14 protein-coding genes and 4 pseudogenes are annotated in these 15299 nt (G+C 41.4%); 6 read left to right on the top strand and 12 right to left on the bottom strand.

What is annotated here, in order from left to right; all coding sequences use genetic code 11:
- Positions 1–22: 22 nt before the first annotated feature.
- Together K5J94_RS03445 and K5J94_RS03440 are read left to right on the top strand one after the other, a co-directional pair.
- A pseudogene (locus tag K5J94_RS03445) lies at positions 23–352 on the top strand (transposase family protein); the annotation flags it as partial.
- Positions 353–480: 128 nt separating this feature from the next.
- Entirely contained in the window at positions 481–780 is a 300-nt protein-coding gene (locus tag K5J94_RS03440; protein WP_159545368.1) for a YbaB/EbfC family nucleoid-associated protein, read from the top strand.
- 353 nt (positions 781–1133) lie between these two features.
- On the opposite strand, the gene K5J94_RS03435 is transcribed toward K5J94_RS03440, so the two are convergent.
- The 5 genes and pseudogenes from K5J94_RS03435 to K5J94_RS03415 form a co-directional block, all read right to left on the bottom strand.
- Positions 1134–1721, bottom strand: coding sequence for a 3'-5' exonuclease (locus K5J94_RS03435; protein ID WP_221913527.1), 588 nt, complete (start codon positions 1719–1721; stop codon positions 1134–1136).
- Between the two features lie 183 nt (positions 1722–1904).
- The gene (locus K5J94_RS03430; RefSeq protein ID WP_159545364.1) at positions 1905–2441 is read right to left on the bottom strand and encodes a DUF536 domain-containing protein; all 537 of its coding nucleotides are present in this window, start codon (positions 2439–2441) and stop codon (positions 1905–1907) included.
- A gap of 295 nt (positions 2442–2736) precedes the next feature.
- On the bottom strand, positions 2737–3228 hold the full coding sequence (locus K5J94_RS03425) for a hypothetical protein (protein WP_159548568.1): 492 nt from the start codon (positions 3226–3228) through the stop codon (positions 2737–2739).
- Positions 3225–3848 (bottom strand): ATP-binding cassette domain-containing protein, encoded by a 624-nt coding sequence (locus tag K5J94_RS03420; RefSeq protein WP_221913526.1) that lies wholly within the window; start codon positions 3846–3848, stop codon positions 3225–3227. Before K5J94_RS03420 ends, K5J94_RS03425 begins: the two co-directional genes overlap by 4 nt.
- Positions 3848–5439, bottom strand: a pseudogene (locus K5J94_RS03415) (hypothetical protein). Before K5J94_RS03415 ends, K5J94_RS03420 begins: the two are co-directional and overlap by 1 nt.
- Positions 5440–5861: 422 nt before the next feature.
- On the opposite strand from K5J94_RS03415, the gene K5J94_RS03410 reads away from it, so the two are divergent.
- Both K5J94_RS03410 and rpsN read left to right on the top strand, forming a co-directional pair.
- On the top strand, positions 5862–7037 hold the full coding sequence (locus K5J94_RS03410) for a BaiN/RdsA family NAD(P)/FAD-dependent oxidoreductase (RefSeq protein WP_221913524.1): 1176 nt from the start codon (positions 5862–5864) through the stop codon (positions 7035–7037).
- A 195-nt stretch (positions 7038–7232) separates the two neighbouring features.
- On the top strand, positions 7233–7502 hold the full coding sequence (rpsN, locus tag K5J94_RS03405) for a 30S ribosomal protein S14 (RefSeq protein ID WP_159543201.1): 270 nt from the start codon (positions 7233–7235) through the stop codon (positions 7500–7502).
- A gap of 142 nt (positions 7503–7644) precedes the next feature.
- Here rpsN and tsaD read toward each other — a convergent pair whose 3' ends face one another.
- From tsaD to tsaB, 3 genes and pseudogenes are all read right to left on the bottom strand, one after another.
- The gene (gene tsaD / locus K5J94_RS03400) at positions 7645–8658 is read right to left on the bottom strand and encodes a tRNA (adenosine(37)-N6)-threonylcarbamoyltransferase complex transferase subunit TsaD (RefSeq protein WP_159564998.1); all 1014 of its coding nucleotides are present in this window, start codon (positions 8656–8658) and stop codon (positions 7645–7647) included.
- Positions 8648–9073, bottom strand: coding sequence for a ribosomal protein S18-alanine N-acetyltransferase (rimI, locus tag K5J94_RS03395; protein WP_159548556.1), 426 nt, complete (start codon positions 9071–9073; stop codon positions 8648–8650). The genes tsaD and rimI overlap by 11 nt, the downstream gene beginning before the upstream one ends.
- A 2-nt stretch (positions 9074–9075) precedes the next feature.
- Positions 9076–9764: pseudogene (gene tsaB / locus K5J94_RS03390) on the bottom strand (tRNA (adenosine(37)-N6)-threonylcarbamoyltransferase complex dimerization subunit type 1 TsaB).
- Positions 9765–10026: 262 nt separating this feature from the next.
- On the opposite strand from tsaB, the gene K5J94_RS03385 reads away from it, so the two are divergent.
- Both K5J94_RS03385 and rnjA read left to right on the top strand, forming a co-directional pair.
- Complete coding sequence (locus tag K5J94_RS03385; RefSeq protein ID WP_159543207.1) at positions 10027–10257, top strand: RNA polymerase epsilon subunit; 231 nt, start codon at positions 10027–10029, stop codon at positions 10255–10257.
- Positions 10258–10260: 3 nt separating this feature from the next.
- The gene (gene rnjA, locus K5J94_RS03380; RefSeq protein ID WP_159564996.1) at positions 10261–11943 is read left to right on the top strand and encodes a ribonuclease J1; all 1683 of its coding nucleotides are present in this window, start codon (positions 10261–10263) and stop codon (positions 11941–11943) included.
- A gap of 636 nt (positions 11944–12579) precedes the next feature.
- Here rnjA and K5J94_RS03375 read toward each other — a convergent pair.
- From K5J94_RS03375 to K5J94_RS03360, 4 genes and pseudogenes are all read right to left on the bottom strand, one after another.
- Positions 12580–12786, bottom strand: a complete 207-nt coding sequence (locus tag K5J94_RS03375) for a bacteriocin (RefSeq protein WP_221913522.1) — start codon at positions 12784–12786, stop codon at positions 12580–12582.
- A gap of 54 nt (positions 12787–12840) precedes the next feature.
- A pseudogene (locus tag K5J94_RS03370) lies at positions 12841–13078 on the bottom strand (Blp family class II bacteriocin).
- Positions 13079–13319: 241 nt separating this feature from the next.
- A complete protein-coding gene (locus K5J94_RS03365; protein WP_159565000.1) occupies positions 13320–14252 on the bottom strand; it encodes an ABC transporter ATP-binding protein in 933 nt (310 codons plus the stop codon).
- Positions 14252–15298, bottom strand: coding sequence for an ABC transporter ATP-binding protein (locus K5J94_RS03360; protein ID WP_159564990.1), 1047 nt, complete (start codon positions 15296–15298; stop codon positions 14252–14254). The genes K5J94_RS03365 and K5J94_RS03360 overlap by 1 nt, the downstream gene beginning before the upstream one ends.
- Between the last annotated feature and the right edge of the window lies 1 nt (position 15299).

Below are 15299 nucleotides of genomic sequence, written 5' to 3'. Positions count from 1 at the left end.
ACAACTCATTAGAAAGCATCATATGGAACACCTTAAGAATACCACAGAATTAATCGGAATTAAAGACAAAAATATAGCGTTAGACAACGTTTTTAAATGGGAAACGCACATTGAAGTCTATACAAGGCTGGATTATGAGCCTAAAGGGTGTCCGACTTGTGGTGGAAAACAGATAAAATACGACTTCCAAAAGCCGTCGAAAATCCCATTTCTTGAAATTAATGGCTTTCCTAGTCTGATCAGGCTTAAAAAACGTCGGTTTCAATGCAAAAGCTGTCGTAAGGTTACTGTTTCTGAAACCAATTTGGTGCGAAAGAACTGCCAAATCTCTGAGCCTCTTAGATTGAAGATCCCCTATTCCTTGAGTTCTCACTGCCATTATAATGTTATTTAACACGCCTATACCCCTAACTCCGTTTTGGCAGCCTAGCTTTATATGGTATAATGAGTAAGTATTAAAACTTAGGAGAAGAAAATCTTATGATGAATATGCAAAACATGATGAAGCAAGCTCAAAAATTGCAAAAGCAAATGGAGCAAAAGCAAGCGGATTTGGCTGCGATGCAATTTACGGGAAAATCAGCGCAAGACTTGGTCACTGCAACCTTTACTGGGGATAAGAAATTAGTCAGCATTGATTTTAAAGAAGCGGTTGTTGATCCAGAGGATATGGAAACGCTGCAAGATATGACCACACAAGCCATCAATGATGCACTTGCGCAGATTGAGGAGGCGACCAAGAAAACGCTCGGCGCTTTTGCTGGCAAATTACCATTTTAAGGAAATAAAAAACTAGTCTGATGCACATGTACTGACCCCCAAAAGTTAGATTTTTTCTGTCCAACTTTTGGGATGCAGTTCAACATTTCAGGCTAGTTTTTGCTTTACTAAAAATCTGGTTGTCTTTTTTGAGATCCATACAAAGGGGTCTCCTCTGCTAGCTTCTTTGGATTTTCCTGCATCCGCTGCAACGCTGCAAACTTTTCTGGCATCTATGGAAGCGCTGTCACACCCTGCCCCCCCTTGCAAGCGGCTCGGGACACGGTCTACCAATAATTTCTTGCTCTCCACACACAGGCAGGCAAGACTCGCTCAGCCCGCTTTTACCTTTTGGAGGGAAAATAGCTGCGCTTTTAATCAAAAAAGGCGCCCAAGACAGCAAAAGGATTATCAGTGGCAGCTTCTTCTTGCTGGGTGAGATAGGCTTTGTTGCCATCTAACTCTAAAAAAGTTTCATAGACACGCGCTGTCATCCTGGCATCTTCTAGGCTATTGTGGCCACGGCCTTTTATTCCTAAAAACTCGGCTACAGTGGTTAATTTTAAATTGGCAATGCCATTTAAGTCAGTGCTACGACGGTCAAAGGCTTCATCGTACAGGTCCACCTGGTATTGATCAGCGACATCTAAGCCATTTTCTGCCAAGATAGGTAGATCCGATTTGTGAGAATTATAACCAATCAAGGCTAGGTCCCCTACGAAGCGGCTAAAATCAGCAATAACCTGGTCAACCTTGGGAGCATGCGCAATCTTATCTGCTGTAATCCCTGTTAGGCCATTGATAAAACTCTGCAAAGGAACATCGGTATAAACAAAACTATCAAAGGCGGCTATTTCTTGATGATTATGGTATTTGACGGCCGATAGCTGAATGAGATGGCTTTGCTCCTTGACCGTATTGAATTCTAAATCAAAGGCAACATAATCAGATAATGTAATCATTTTTCTTCCTTATTCTTCAAAAAAATAAGGAACCAGGTACAAAGAAAAACCCGGCTCCTGTGATGTGTACAAGACAATAGTATCTGGCAGTTAGTGGCGAACTGGCTTTTGCCTCATTAAAGCCACCTACTGCTGCACCAAGTATGAGGAGGGGCCAAAACCTGCTGGCTTTTATCTAACTCCCTACACTTTATTCTTTAAGAAACGGCTCAAAAAGCGCTTCTTGCCAGTAGCTACGGCCTGAACTTCTTCCACCTGGTTACGGGCCTCGGTGGCCTCTGCCTTAGCTTCTTCTAATTCTAATTTGAGGGTTTCTTTATCCGCCATAGCTTTAGCGGTTAATTGCTGCTGCTGATCCAGTTGCTTGTCTTTTTCAGCAATTTGCACATCCTTAACCCGCATCTGCTCATCTTTAGCTGCTAGCTGTTGGTCCTTGGCCTTTAGCTGATTGTAAAGTCGGGTAATCTCCGTGTTTTTTTCGTCCACTAAGATTTCCAAAAGCTCGCGTTGCTTGGTTTCTTCACTAATAGGTTCGTCATCAAAGATGGTTTTTTTGTAGATTTCTTCCAACTTAATAAGGCCACTACGTTTAACCACAGTGACACCCTTATCGTTTTTATCAAGGTCTTCTTCTGGAAGTGATTTGACACGGTTATTAACCGCCTGGCGGCTAACCCCCAAGATCTCAGCTAGTTCGCTAACTGTCTTTTCAATTGCCATAATGCCCTCTTTATTCCTGGATATTCTTATTAAAAATAGTATCACAAACCCCTTATTCTGTCAATTTGGCCTTGTTTTCAGTTGAGGCTCGACGTATGAAAAAGCTCTCGCGGTGTTTTTGTACTCTAAAGCCATTTTGAAATTGGTCAAAAAGCTAGCTGGCGATCTTATCTAACCTCCTTTTTCCAAATCATTGTGGCAAATAGCCCCCTAGACGAACTAAAGCATACCTTGCTTACGCGACAACTCAAGACTTTCTTTTGAAAGGACATCACTTTCAAGAAAATATCATTATTTACTTCTTAAATGCTTCATAGAGCTGTCGATACAACGCTTTATTTTCTTTTTTCTGAGAATTAAATGCTTCTTTGCCGTAGTCAAAATTGGCTACTACAAATCCCTCATCAACATCAGAAAAAGTGATAACGTCTATTCCAATTAATTTGTTATGCTTAGCATCTTCTATCGTGCTATCTAAGTTATGGTTAAATTGTTTAACATCTTCTTCGCTAACTCCAAAACCCACAGCCGTTCCATCTGCAATGATGTTTGCAAAGACTTCTTTTGAAGAGGCGGCTTCTTTTACCTTTACTTGATATATGGCTTCTTTCGTTTCAAATTGCTTTACTTTATTCCATTTTTTGGTATCACTAGACGAAATAGTATAGACTGTTAGAGCTACGCTAGGTTTATTTGGATTTGCTTTTTTTATGACTTGTGTTCCAAATAAAAACACAGCGATTATTCCAGCAATTAATAGTAATGCTATATACATTTTCTTTTTCATATGTGACTTCCTATATCTTTCATATCAATGATAACATCCACTTTATTATAGACAGCTGGATCATGTGTTGCTATAATAACATAGTTATTTGCGGCTGTTTCACTCAATAATAACCTAATGATTTCTTCTCCAATCTCGCCATCCAAAGCCCCGGTGGGTTCATCTGCTAAAATAATGTGACGTGGCTTCATTAACATTCTTGCAATCGCTACACGCTGAGCCTGTCCTCCAGATAATTCATAGATTTTTTGATTTAAATAATCACTAGAAAGTCCTACTTTTTCAAGTGCCTCAGATATTACTTTTTTGTCTTTAGTGATGAGTCTTAAATTATCATATACTGTTTTGTTGTCTATTAAAGAATAATTCTGAAAGACATACCCAATGATATTTTTAAAGAAGGTTCTTTCTTTTATTTTCCAAATATCCTGTCCATCAACCAGAACTTTTCCACTGTTTATTTTTTCGAGTCTTCCGATAATGTTCAGTAGTGTACTCTTACCTGAACCAGAACCCCCAATCAAGGCATAGCTCTTTCCCGCTTCAAATGTTACATTCAAATTGGTCACTATCTCTTTTGAACCGAATGTTTTTGTAACCTGCAACAGTTCAATTGCCATTAGTCATCTCCTTTTAAAATGTGCGTGTATGTTTCAGATAATTTTCGAAAACTCATTAGTGTCGAAATGATTACAACGATTAAAGAAACAATGCCAATATACAATAACTCTATTTGTCCTGTCATCATAAATGTCAATAGGATAACCATTGTCATCGTCATTATAAAATATTTGAGGCTTGAGATAGCTATCCGTGTTTTTGAGAGGCCTAAAATGATTTTTTTCACATAGTCATTTTGCTTTGAAGAAATAAAGAGTTGAATATATTGGTAAATGAGTAGCAATACAAGACCGTAAATCATCTTCTGCAAGATTTTTGACAAGAAAATTTGGTGCTTTAAGGATTGAATATTCAGTTTTACAATTTGGTAAACGTCTACTGGATTGATTGAAAAATGCAACTTAACGCTCAAATCATTAATGCTCTTTATCGCTTTCGGGCTAAAAAGGGAGTTGTTTACGATATTGCTAGCCAAAGAAAAATCGTTGTTTGCGATCATTTATCAGTGTCTAGCACAACGACTATATTATCTGTACTGTCTGCTGCACTTGCCAAAGGTAACGGAGTTTTCGTTTTTCTAATAGTTGTCCCATTCTCATTGAAATAAAACAATTTTTTCCCATTAGGAATGATTTGCACTGCAAGGTTTTCTTTTGTATAGTTTGTGCCAGTAAATTGTTCTGCCACAACGGTATTTTCGATCGATTTCTTATTCTCTTTATATTTATGAGGAATATAGTTTGTTTCTTGTAAAAAAATCCCTGAAACAATTATGATAGTAGAAATAATGACAAGCCATATGACAAAAATGAGTTTATTTTTTGCCTTGTTTTTTATGATTTCAATAGGTTTTTCAACCTTAATAGTCAGCCAAAATAGAACAAAGCTAATCAGGTCAATGATTTGAAACAAAATCACATTCGTTAACAGCATCGAAAAGACTAACTTAGAACTGTAGGTGAACAAACCGCTACCCCAAAAATGACTATAAAAGATCATCAGTACAGCAACCATAACCAATTCAAGGGTAAACGAACTAACATAATCTTTTCTGAGATTGCATACAGGTAAGCCCAAAGACCGTCTTATCACCCCTTCTTTAATCTGTCTCATTCTAACAACAACTAAAACCACTAATAAGGTTAAGTAAAGTGATAGCATTAACAGTAACCTTAAAGTACCAGTGAACGGTAACATTCCTCCTATATACCAGGGATAAGCCATATATACCGTTTGCAATCCGGTAGCCTTAAGGAGCTTTAAACTCGTTGCATCAATTTTCCCTAAGGTATAGTACATCCCTGTTATCGGCACAGACTTTAGCTGGTCAGAGTTTGTATCAGCGACATTTAGATAAGCCACCTGACCCGAATCTTGAACGATGGGCTTATAAATGGCTACTTTTTTCATTTTTGAGAGGTTACTAATCGTTTTGTATATCTCGTTATTAGAAAGGTTACTTTTCCCTTGAATTGAAAAGGCACCATCAATTGGTAAAGGGACAGGTTTTTGCGTATCACTAATATTGATAGCACCTATTGCAGCAATTAAGCAAAAGAAGAATCCAATGGCACATAATTTAAATTTCATAAGCAACTTCCTATATTACAAAAGACCCTATAATCATCATTTATTGGGTCTTTAGTTTTCATACACCATTTTTAAAAATTAAGGCAATTACAATGTTCGCTTAATGTTCATGTCATCATACAGCGTTTTTATTAACATCGTGTCATATTTTATGCAATATTGCAAGACGGTTCATTAACGATAGATTGATGAAATTAAGCCTTTATCGAACTGTTTTTGTGCTCTAAAGCCATTTCTGAATTGGCAAAAAAGCGGGCTGGCCATCTCATCTAACCTACGTTCCAAATAGATGATTTCACAAGAGACAAGCTCTTAACCAAGCTAAAGGATCAGTCAGCTTACTAGCAGCAGTCATCGCACTTGCCTTTTTGCCCACGTTTACATTACTATTAAATCCCCTATCTTTATGCTAAAATAAGGCTATGACAAAATACGACACAATTATTATTGGTGGTGGTCCGGCTGGAATGATGGCCTGTATTGCAGCTAGTTCTTATGGCGATAAAACCCTCTTAATTGAAAAAAATCGCCGACTGGGTAAAAAATTAGCTGGTACTGGCGGTGGGCGCTGCAATGTGACCAATAGTGGCAGTCTTGAGGATCTCATTGCTGGTATTCCTGGTAATGGACGCTTTTTATACAGTGTCTTTTCCCAATTTGACAATCATGATATTATCGCTTTCTTTGAAGATAATGGCGTCCAACTCAAGGAAGAAGACCATGGACGGATGTTCCCGACAAGTGATAAATCCAAAACCATTATTGAAGCTTTGCAAAGCAAAATAACTGAGCTAAATGGCCAAGTCTTAACCAATAGTGAGGTCGTCTCTGTCAAAAAACAAGAGGACGACCTATTCTTAGTCAGAACAGCCAAGCAACGTTTTCACTGTTCAAAATTAATAGTGACCACAGGGGGCAAATCCTACCCCTCAACCGGCTCTACTGGCTTTGGGCACGACATCGCACGACACTTTAAACTAGAAGTAACTGAGCTAGAAGCTGCTGAAAGTCCCCTTTTGACTGATTTTCCCCACAAGGCGCTCCAGGGTATTTCCTTTACCGATGTCACCTTATCGTGCAAACAGCATCACATTACCCATGATTTGCTCTTTACCCATTTTGGCTTGTCTGGCCCTGCCGCCCTGCGTCTGTCATCCTTTGTCTCGGGCGGCGAAATCGCACAGCTGGACATGTTACCCCAGCTCTCCTATGATGACTTAGCAGCCTACCTGGTTAAACACCGTGACAAGTCAATCAAGAATGCTTTAAAAGGCTTGGTGCCAGAACGCGTTGCCGAATTCATTGCTTCAGCTTATCCCGACAAAGTCAAGCAGCTGACCAAACACCAAGAACGTGCCATCCAAGACAAGCTTAAGGCGCTAGCCATTCCGATTACGGGAAAGATGTCTCTGGCCAAGTCCTTTGTGACCAAAGGCGGCGTCAGCCTCAAGGAGATTAACCCCAAAACCCTAGAGAGCAAGCAAGTTCCTGGCTTATATTTTGCCGGTGAGGTGTTAGATATTAATGCCCATACTGGTGGCTTTAACATTACTGCTGCCCTTTGTTCAGGCTGGGTTGCAGGCTGCCCTCATGCTTAAACCTATTGAAAGAAAACTAGGCTAGGTTTTCTTTTTGTATCTGCAAGTCCATAGCAATGGCTAGCTTTTGCTTGCATTCTACGGCAAAAGGTGTATAATAAGGGTATGTTTACCTTAACCGGTTAATTACCAGTTAAGAAAACTAGGAGTCTTGATAACACTCCAAAGTGATGACATTATTAGAAGGAGAAACAAATGGCCAAAAAGTCAAAAATTGCAAAATACCAAAAGCAACTGCAATTGATCGAACAGTACGCTGACCTACGTCACGAACTTAAAGCCAAAGGGGACTATGAAGCATTACGCAAATTGCCACGTGATTCAAATCCCAATCGTCTTAAAAATCGTGACAGAATTGACGGCCGTCCACATGCTTACATGCGTAAGTTTGGGGTAAGCCGGATTAATTTCCGTGAGCTCGCTCATAAAGGACAGCTACCTGGCGTCACTAAAGCAAGCTGGTAACAACCCCTTTGACCTTTACCCATTCTTTTCAAAAGACTAGTAATTAGCAATCATCATCGCCAATTTCGTTATCATAAAATAGCCCGGTATGCCAAGATACCGGGCTATTTGCTGCTTAAGATTATTTTAGCTGGCTTGGGAATTAGGGCTGAAAATGAGCAAAGGTGAGGCTTGGTATGGCATTAAGGTTTAAATGCGCAAAATGACCTTGTTGATACTCAATCGCTGCGGCTAAAGCAATCATGCCAGCGTTATCCCCACACAGGCGAAGGGGCGGAATCACCACTTCTACCCCTTTTATCTCCTCAGCCAGGCGTTCACGTAATCCCTGATTAGCAGCTACACCACCAGCTACGACCAACATTTTTGCGGGATATTGTGCGAGAGCCTTTTTGATTTTGGCTAGAAGGACGTCTAACACAGCTGCCTGGAAAGAGGCACATAGATCGGGCACATTGAGCGTTTCACCTTTTTGCTGGGCCGTATGATGCACATTAATAAAGGCTGATTTGAGGCCTGAGAATGATAATTCTAAGTTATCGTCTTTTATCATAGCCCGGGGAAAATGGTAGTTATCCTGTCCTTGGTGGGCTAATTGGTCAATTTCACGACCAGCGGGATAGCTTAGACCCATGACCCGACCAACCTTATCATAGGCCTCACCGACAGCGTCATCACGTGTCTCACCCACAATCTGGTAGTTGCCTGGTTCTGTCACATAGACCAACTCTGTATGACCACCTGAAACCAAGAGGGCCAGCAAGGGATAGCTGAGCTCTTTTTGTTCTCGGGCAGCCATCAAATGCCCAGCCATATGGTTGACTGGAATAAGGGGAAGCTTGTTAGCCCAAGCAAAGGCCTTAGCGGCAGCAATTCCTACTAAGAGTGCTCCCACAAGACCTGGTCCGTAAGTCACAGCTACAGCGTCTAAATCTTTGGCCCTAATACCAGCTTGCTTGAGGGCATCATCAAAACAAGCTGTAATGACTTCAACGTGATGGCGACTGGCAACCTCAGGCACTACTCCACCAAAGCGTTTATGGCTTTCCACCTGGCTAGCAATAATATTACACAAGAGCTGATCGTCATTTTTCAAAATGGCCACACTGGTCTCATCACATGAACTTTCAACAGCTAAAATATATCTATCTTTCATCGTTTCCTTCTCGTTTCATGATTACCGCTGGCTCACTTGGGTCATGGTAGTAAGCTTTACGTTCTCCTATTGCCTCAAAGCCGATTGATTGGTACAAATGTTGGGCGATGTGATTGGACTTGCGTACTTCTAAATAGATAGGCTGTGAGTAAGAGCTTAGGTGCTTGAGCAGTCTCCTTGCGATGCCCTGGCCCTGGTAGGCTTTTTTGACAGCTAGATTGGTCAACTCAATCTCCCCGGCTAGCTGCTGTAAGCTCATAAAACCAACTAGCTGTTGGTGGTCATAAGCATAGAGAATATCAACCGTTTCAGCAGCCAGATCACTTTCTATTTGTTTTTTATTCCATGTTGCTTGCCCATTAGCATCCTTTAAGATCTGATAGAGGATTTCTGCTTGTTCTTCTATGGTTTTCATGGTCACACTCGCTTAATGTACTTGGCCTTTGGATCTGGTTGATGGTTTTTTAGCCAATTTTCCTCAGCTTCGACTTTTTTTAAGTAGTCTGGTACGAAGGCATGGGGATTCTCTGGTGGGAGCTTGCGGCCTTTTTTGCCGATTTCGTAAGCACTAGGCAGGCTGGCTCTTATCTGGGCGTGTGGCAGAGCCTTGCTAAGTTGCTCGGCAAACTCAGCCACCTCCCCAGTAAATGTAACCTGTGTTTCTTTTGCTAATTCTGCTAGCACTGCTTCAAGGGGGCGTGCTTATCTGGTCTGATGGCTTGCTGGTCACGATAAAAGCCAACATACACGTTATTGCGTCTAGCGTTAATCAAGGGTACAATCAAGCCCGGCTCGGTAATGGGAGCCGCTAGGGCATAGAGGCTTGAGACGCCGACCAGGTCAATACTTAAACTGTAAGCCAGCATTTTGGCCGTCGCCACCGCAACCCTTAAGCCGGTATAGGAACCCGGCCCCTTAGCCACCACAATCCGGTCTAAATCAGCCGGGGTCAAATCAACTGAGGCAACCAAATAATCAATAGCCGGCATCAAAGAAATGCTGTGGTTTTTTTTGATGTTTAACGTCACATCTGCTAGTAACTGATCGTCTTCTAATAAGGCCAAAGCCAAGGTTTTATTTGACGTATCAAAGGCAAGGATTTTCATGGGTTTTCTTATCATCTCCGGAATTTTCTATGGTTCATTATATCACAAAAAGAAGGAAAGCCCAAAAGGCTAGCTAAGGAATATTCTCTTAATGTTTTTACTTGAAGCTTATAATATGATATAATTAGGGTAATTATACAGAATCAAGGACAAAATCAACTACAAAAAAGTGCGAATAATCAGCTGTCGAACCACTCGTGGTTTTGACTGCTTTCTTGTTGTTTAGAATATTGATTCATTTAAGAAAGGAACTTAAGGACAAATGATTTACAAAATCTTTTATCAAGAAAACAAAGAGCGTAGCCCACGCCGGGAAAACACTAAAGTCATGTATCTTGATGTGGATGCTCAAACTGAGCTTGAAGGCCGCATCAAGACACGACGTCTTATTGAAGAACACAAAAACTACAATGTTGAATACATTGAACGTTTATCTGACAAGCACCTCGAATATGAAAAAACAGCAGGTGTTTTTGAACTTACGGAGCTATAATCTATGCCAAATATCGATATAAAACCTCATGAAGTTGGCGTCTATGCCATCGGTGGTCTTGGCGAAATCGGCAAAAACACTTATGGTATCGAGTATCAAGATGAGATTATCATTGTTGATGCTGGGATAAAATTCCCAGAAGACGATTTGCTAGGTATTGACTATGTGATCCCTGATTATTCTTACATCGTTGACAATGTTGATCGGGTTAAGGCTGTTGTGATTACACATGGCCATGAAGACCACATCGGGGGTATCCCATTTCTACTAAAGCAAGCCAATGTGCCTATTTATGCTGGACCACTTGCTCTTGCCCTCATTCGTGGAAAATTAGAAGAACATGGTCTCTTACGTGATGCCAAACTTTACGAAATTAACCATAATACTCAGTTAACTTTCAAAAATATGAAGGTTACCTTCTTTCGGACTACCCATTCCATCCCAGAACCACTAGGGATTGTCATCCATACGCCCCAAGGAAAGGTCGTGTGTACTGGCGACTTTAAATTTGACTTTACTCCGGTTGGCGAACCTGCAGATTTACAACGCATGGCTGCACTAGGAGAAGAAGGCGTCCTATGTCTGCTCTCAGATTCGACTAATGCTGAGATTCCTACCTTTACCAACTCTGAAAAAGTTGTTGGCCAGTCCATTATGAAAATCATTGAGGGCATCCATGGCCGCATTATCTTCGCCTCCTTTGCCTCCAACATTTTCCGCTTGCAACAAGCTGCCGAAGCTGCTGTGCGCACCGGACGCAAAATTGCCGTCTTTGGCCGCTCCATGGAAAAGGCCATCGTCAACGGTATTGAATTAGGCTACATCAAGGTCCCAGAGGGAACCTTCATCGAACCAAATGAAATCAAACATTACCACGCCAGTGACATCTTAATCATGTGTACGGGTAGCCAGGGTGAACCAATGGCTGCGCTAGCTCGGATTGCCAATGGAACCCACAGACAGGTCTCCTTGCAACCTGGCGACACTGTTATCTTCTCGTCTAGTCCTATCCCTGGTAACACCACCAGTGTCAACAAACTCATCAACACAATCCAAGAAGCTGGTGTTGATGTTATCCATGGCAAGGTTAACAACATCCACACATCTGGCCACGGTGGGCAGCAAGAACAAAAATTAATGCTTCGCCTCCTCAAGCCTAAATTCTTTATGCCAGTTCATGGGGAATATCGGATGCAAAAAGTCCATGCTGGACTAGGCGTTGACACTGGAATTCCTAAAGAAAATATCTTTATCCTTGAAAACGGCGATGTCTTAGCCTTAACCAGTGACTCAGCTCGGCGCGCCGGGCACTTCAATGCCCAAGATATTTACGTTGATGGTAATGGTATTGGTGACATCGGTACTGCTGTTCTGCGCGATCGCAGAGATTTGTCCCAAGACGGTGTGGTTCTAGCAGTAGCGACTGTTAACTTTGACACTCAGATGATTCTGGCTGGACCAGATATTCTGAGCCGTGGTTTCATCTATATGCGCGAATCAGGCGATCTTATCCGCGAAAGCCAGCGGATCTTATTCAACGCTATCCGCATTGCCCTCAAAAACAAGGATGCCAGCATTCAGTCCGTCAATGGCGCGATTGTCAATGCCTTACGTCCATTTTTATACGAAAAAACGGAACGCGAACCAATCATAATTCCAATGGTGCTTACACCTGACAAAGATTAATAGCAAAAACACAAAGGATGCCACCTGTACCATACAAGGGGCATCCTTTGTGTTTAGCCTAACTTAGTTTATCAATAGGTGGCTAGGATTCTCGCTACCTATCATTTGGGGGCTGTGCACAATTCGGTTGGGGAATTTTATAGGCTCTATCACTTCTGTCAAAGAGGAAAGACTTAAAAAACGAGTCTTTCCTCTTTTCTCATTACAATGTTATCTTTATGAAGATAATAATCCATTTGGTTGAACAGTAAAAAATCATTTTCAGAGTCTGTAACCAGGTGTTAATAAGCACTGATGTAACTGTCAAATCTTTGGTGTGACATTATTAGTCTTGAAATACCACGCTCACTCTAAGATAATAATGGCATTATCTCAGTTTGTTAGCTTAAACTGCCATTTACCTAAATCCTATCTGCAATCTCAGGGCTTATCTCTATTTTCTAGATAAATCACTAAAAAAAGAAGGATGGACGGGAGGGATAAAAGATTTACAGTATGCATTGATGTTGAAAAGTAATAAAAAAATAAAAAATTTAAGTAAGAAGATGATTCCTTTATTTTACTCTTCTTTGCACTGTCAAACATGATGTAAAAAGTGATTAATATATAAAGACCTGAAAAGATAATAAATACCATCTAGTTTGCCTTATATGCCAAGTAGGCCCCACCGGCAGTAAAACCAGCTACACATACACCCTTTAGTACTGGATGAGGTACTTTACAAAATTTAAATCCTGCTTTAAGTACTCCTAATCCACCTAATACAGCATTACCAGGTGCATTTCCTCCTGAGATTTCCTGAAATTCAGCTGCTGCTAGTTCTTTATATTGATATTGTTTCATTTTCTCCACTCCAAAAGTCATTTACAATCACAGATAATAGTATGTTTTAAATGTCTAAAATCCACCTGTAGCCCCTGTAACACCTGCCCAAAGTGTAATGGCTGCTAATGGCTGCCTTAGCACCAATATACCCACAAGGTACGCCGCATAGTGGAAAGCCAAGGCCTGCCCCTGCAGCCCCTGCTGCAATAGCACTATTGACAATTGTCTGCCAATTATTTTTACCGCCTTCAATTGCAGCAAGAGATTCCAAGTCTAAACGTTCAAATTGGGAAAGAGATAGTGTATCCATTTCCGTATGTCTCCAAAAAATCTATTAATTTGTCCAGTTGCAACTGGACAAGATTAGTATACAGTATTTTTTGCAGGAGATTCCTCAAATTCCTAAACGGTCATTTAAACGTCCTGAACGGGAAATGGTTTTGCATCAGTTCAAGGTCATTTAAAAAACCAATCTCCTGTTCAATTCAAGAAATTGGTTTCATAAAGTATTTTTCTATCCCACTATGAGGCTACAGCACCTAGAGTTTTTATTAGAGAATACGGGTTTTATAAGTCATGGCTTCTTCTTCGGTAGATAAGACAAAGTGCCCTGGTGTAATCTCACGCATTTCGCGTTCTTGGCCATCCAGCTCTTGGCTTGGGTCGTAAATGTCTGCTGTCCGCAGCCGCTCTTTTGCTGGATCAGGCTCTGGGATCGCTGAGAGTAAGCTCTTCGTATACGGATGAATCGGGTGATTATAGACATCTTCTGCGGTGCCAATTTCCAGCATCTTCCCCCAATGCATGACCCCAATGCGATCAGAAATGTATTTGACCATGGAAAGGTCATGCGCAATAAAGAGATAGGTTAAGCCACGTTCATGCTGCAATTTTTGCATCAAGTTAACCACCTGCGCCTGAATGGATACATCTAATGCTGAAATCGGTTCGTCCGCAATGATAAATCTTGGTTTAACCGCTAGGGCGCGAGCAATGCCAATCCGTTGGCGTTGACCACCGGAAAATTCATGTGGATAACGGGTAACATGGTCCTTATTCAAACCAACCAAGTCAAGTAATTCTTGGACTCGTGCTTCACGCTCAGCCTTATTCTTAGTTAATTTATGAATGTCCAAACCTTCAGCGACAATATCGCGAATTTTCATCCGACCATTTAAACTGGCTTGCGGATCTTGAAAAATCATCTGGGCATTTTTTCGAAAATCATGTAAGGCTTTGCCTTTTAAGTGAGAAATAGACTCGCCATTAAAAATGATTTCCCCCTCACTAATATCATACAATTTCAAAATAGCACGGCCCACAGTGGTCTTACCAGAGCCTGACTCTCCCACAAGGCCAAAGACTTCCCCTTCATAGATATCAAAACTAACATTATCAATAGCTTTGACTTCGTTTTTCTTGCCCTTATTAAAGGTTAGCGACACATTCTTTAGTTGGACTAATTTCTTGCCTTCATCACGCATTAAGCCTTTCTCCCTTCCATCTGTTGCCATTTGGCCCAACGGTCTTGGATGGGTAATGGCGGTGTTACTTTTGGTGCTCGCTCATCTAACAACCATGTGGCCGCAAAGTGGGTGTCACTCACTTGGTACATTGGTGGTTCTGCCTCATGGTCAATATCCAGAGCATAGGCATTTCGGGCAGCAAAAGCATCCCCTTTTGGAGGATTTAATAAATCCGGCGGAGTGCCAGGAATCGCTTGGAGGCTACCTCTTGCGGTATCGGTAGTAGGCATCGAATTTAAGAGTCCCCAGGTATAGGGGTGCTGAGGATTGTAAAAAACCTCATCAACAGTACCATATTCGACAATTTTACCAGCATACATGACTGCAACGCGATCAGCCACACCAGCCACCACACCAAGATCATGGGTAATAAAGATAATGGAAGAGGAAATTTTGGATTGAATGTCCTTCATCAATTTCAAAATTTGTGCCTGAATGGTCACATCAAGAGCTGTTGTTGGCTCATCAGCGATCAAGATGGCTGGGTTAGCAGCAAGGGCAATGGCAATCACGGCCCGCTGCCGCATGCCGCCTGACCATTGGTGCGGATAATCATTGACATGTTCTTGGGCATTTGGGATGCCGACTTGCTCCATTAAAGTGAGCGCCCGCTCTAGGGCTTCTTGCTTTGTGATGTTTTCATGGGTCAAAATAGCCTCGGCAATTTGCAGACCAATCTTCATTGTGGGATCTAAACTTGTCATCGGATCTTGGAAGATCATGGCAATCTCCTTGCCGCGAATCTTAACCCACTCTTCTTCCTTCAATTGGTCCAGATGTTGTCCCTTAAAGACAATCTCCCCAGAAATATGTGCATTTTTGGCATTGAGCCCCATCAAGGTCTTGGTGGTAACCGATTTTCCGGAACCAGATTCACCAACAATGGCCAGGGTTTCCCCTTTTTTCAAATCAAAATTAATATCACGAATGGCTTGGACATCTCCAGCATAGGTTTTAAAATCAACGTGGAGGTTTTTGACATTCAAAATCGTTTCACTAGACATC

Source organism: Streptococcus halichoeri, from assembly GCF_019774635.1.
GTDB classification, from domain to species: Bacteria; Bacillota; Bacilli; order Lactobacillales; family Streptococcaceae; genus Streptococcus; species Streptococcus halichoeri.
Note: the sequence above shows the minus strand (reverse complement) of the source record. Positions and strands in the feature narration are given on the sequence as shown.

Coding starts and splice junctions, on each gene's coding strand:
- rpsN (WP_159543201.1), top strand. CDS start 7,233: ATGGCCAAAAAGTCAAAAATTGCAAAATACCAAAAGCAACTGCAATTG.
- K5J94_RS03385 (WP_159543207.1), top strand. CDS start 10,027: ATGATTTACAAAATCTTTTATCAAGAAAACAAAGAGCGTAGCCCACGC.
- K5J94_RS03435 (WP_221913527.1), bottom strand. CDS start 1,721: ATGATTACATTATCTGATTATGTTGCCTTTGATTTAGAATTCAATACG.
- K5J94_RS03430 (WP_159545364.1), bottom strand. CDS start 2,441: ATGGCAATTGAAAAGACAGTTAGCGAACTAGCTGAGATCTTGGGGGTT.
- K5J94_RS03440 (WP_159545368.1), top strand. CDS start 481: ATGATGAATATGCAAAACATGATGAAGCAAGCTCAAAAATTGCAAAAG.
- K5J94_RS03420 (WP_221913526.1), bottom strand. CDS start 3,848: ATGGCAATTGAACTGTTGCAGGTTACAAAAACATTCGGTTCAAAAGAG.
- tsaD (WP_159564998.1), bottom strand. CDS start 8,658: ATGAAAGATAGATATATTTTAGCTGTTGAAAGTTCATGTGATGAGACC.
- rnjA (WP_159564996.1), top strand. CDS start 10,261: ATGCCAAATATCGATATAAAACCTCATGAAGTTGGCGTCTATGCCATC.
- K5J94_RS03375 (WP_221913522.1), bottom strand. CDS start 12,786: ATGAAACAATATCAATATAAAGAACTAGCAGCAGCTGAATTTCAGGAA.
- K5J94_RS03360 (WP_159564990.1), bottom strand. CDS start 15,298: ATGTCTAGTGAAACGATTTTGAATGTCAAAAACCTCCACGTTGATTTT.
- K5J94_RS03425 (WP_159548568.1), bottom strand. CDS start 3,228: ATGAAAAAGAAAATGTATATAGCATTACTATTAATTGCTGGAATAATC.
- K5J94_RS03410 (WP_221913524.1), top strand. CDS start 5,862: ATGACAAAATACGACACAATTATTATTGGTGGTGGTCCGGCTGGAATG.
- K5J94_RS03365 (WP_159565000.1), bottom strand. CDS start 14,252: ATGCGTGATGAAGGCAAGAAATTAGTCCAACTAAAGAATGTGTCGCTA.
- rimI (WP_159548556.1), bottom strand. CDS start 9,073: ATGAAAACCATAGAAGAACAAGCAGAAATCCTCTATCAGATCTTAAAG.